Annotated in this window: 1 protein-coding gene; it reads left to right on the forward strand. The window is 38.5% G+C overall.

Features of this window, described 5'->3' with window-relative positions:
- The first annotated feature begins 175 nt into the window (after positions 1 to 175).
- Positions 176 to 2398, forward strand: a complete 2223-nt coding sequence (locus GQR46_RS18690; RefSeq protein ID WP_165742032.1) for a TonB-dependent receptor — start codon at positions 176 to 178, stop codon at positions 2396 to 2398.
- Positions 2399 to 2474: the final 76 nt, after the last annotated feature.

Here is a 2474-nt window from a genome sequence, read left to right on the forward strand (position 1 = left end):
AAATTGCTTTTATTCTTTATACATTTATTCAAATAATTTATACATTTCTTCACAATTCTGTCATATAATACCCATCCAGAGGAAAGATGCATTACGCATCTTTTTTTATGCCTGAAATTTATACTTTTAAGTATAAATGCATAACTAAATCACACGGTATCCTTTGGAGAATATTTTGAAATTACGTAACCTCTCACAGCTAAGTCTAGCAATTTTTGCTGCACTCACTACCTCTGTAAACGCCGAAGAAACTAAAACAACAGCTAAACAAGACGCATTTGAAAAGATAGAAGTCACAGCTCGTAAACGTACAGAGAGCCTGTTTGAATCTCCAACCGCTATCACTTCAATTGGCGCTAACCTAATTGATAAAGCCAATATGAGTAACCTAGAAGATATTGGTAAATATGTTCCAAATTTAAATATTACCCGCTATGGCGTGGGCAATTCTGCGCATGCGTCTGTATTTATCCGCGGTATAGGTTTGCAAGATCACATAATAACTACCGATCCGGGTGTGGGTGTGTATCTTGATGGTGTGTACTTAGGTCGTCAAATGGGTTCTAACTTATCATTACCTAATGTTGAGCGTGTTGAAGTGCTTCGTGGCCCACAAGGTACTTTATATGGCCGTAATACATTAGGGGGCGCTGTAAATGTAATTACAAAGCAACCTGGTGATGAAGGTATTGTTACTACTACAGCTAAGCTGGGAAGTCGTGGACGTATTGCCGGTGATGTTTATTTTAATAACTCACTAACAGATGATGTAAGTATGTCTGCAAGTGCATCGTACAAAACACGTGATGGTGTGGGCGAAGCTGTTAATTTAGCAAACCCAGAAAAAGAAATTGGTGAAGAAGAAGAATTTAGTGGTCGTGTTGCACTTAAATGGCAAGCAAATACCGACTTAGCATTCACTTTTTCTTTAGATGGTGTTGATAACGAATCTGGCCAATCGCCTTATACAATTGAATTGACAGACCCACTAGACTCAAATGATGTTTTTAATGGCGACTTCCCATTATTGACTCAAGATTTAATTCCATCAGACCCTGATGATTTAGGCACAACTGTTGCGGGTATTGAATCTACCTCTTACTCAGGTTGGGGCACATCGTTTTCAGCCGATTGGGCAATTAACGATACTTATACCACTAAGTTTATCTCAAGCTACCGTACATCTGAGTATGAAGGTGGCCTAGATGATGATGCATCACCTTTAAACTTGTCTGAGTTTCCAGAGGAAGGCGGTGCTGATCAGTACTCATTTGAAGTTCAGCTAAATGCAACATTCGATAATATGGACTTTGTATCTGGTCTTTACTTTTTTAATGAAGATGGCTTTACACGTTCAGGCCCGTTCGTATTTAGCCCATTTAATACACCTAATGGCTTGTTGAATGATGGTGTAACAGAATCATTTGGCGGTTACGGCGAATTTGAAATTAACCAAGAAACTAATTCGTATGCAGCATATATAAATGCTAGCTACGATTTAACTGACGATTTAACGGTAGGTGGTGGCCTTCGTTATTCAAAAGATGAAAAAGATGCAAATGCTATATTCCCATCATTTCCAACTCGTAAATATGTAAGTGCAGATTTTGATGCGGTTACGTGGGATGTAAATGCATCTTATCAGCTTAGCAATAATATGAATGTTTATGGCCAGATTCAAAAAGGCTATCAAACAGGTGGTTTTCCACCGCGTCCATTTGGTGGACCAGATCAATTTGTATCGTTTGACGAAACAAAAGCGATTAACTACGAAATGGGCTTAAAAGGCCAAGTACACGAAAATGTATCTATGATGCTTGCGGTATTTGTGACTGATTACACCGATTTAGCATTGCCGTTTTCAGATCCAACAGCGGGTGGTGGCTTTGTAACAATTGTAGAAAATGCAGGTCAATCTAAAGCGCAAGGTATTGAGCTTGAAACAATCGTTGCTATTACCGATGACTTTACTATTCGTAGTGCAGTTGGTTATTTAGATTCTGAAATAACAGAAGTGGCTGAGGGTGTACAAGGCATAGGTAAAGGCGATTCACCAGCACTGACGCCACGCTGGACTGTCATGGTTGCACCTTCTTACTTTATGGATTTAGAGAGTGGCGCAACACTTGCGTTTAATGCTAATTATTCGTATCGCAGTGAAATGCAAGGTCAATCAGTTTACAACCAAAGTGAGACCATTGATTCTCGTGAACTAGTTGGTTTTAATATTTCGTACACTAATCCATATGGCGATATGGAAGTTACACTGTATGGTGAAAACGTTCTAAACGAAGTTTACGATGTTGGTCGCCTACAACAATCAGGTTTTGTTGGTGTAATGCGTAGTAATGACCGCAGTGAATTTGGTTTGAAATTCAAAAAAGATTTTGAGCTATAAACTAAAATCAAGTAAATAAAATTCAATGTAATTGACGTTTATTTTTCATAACAAAGGCCGAATCATGCTGTGATTC

The organism is Pseudoalteromonas sp. Z1A6, from assembly GCF_011378745.1.
Lineage (GTDB): Bacteria > Pseudomonadota > Gammaproteobacteria > Enterobacterales > Alteromonadaceae > Pseudoalteromonas > Pseudoalteromonas arctica.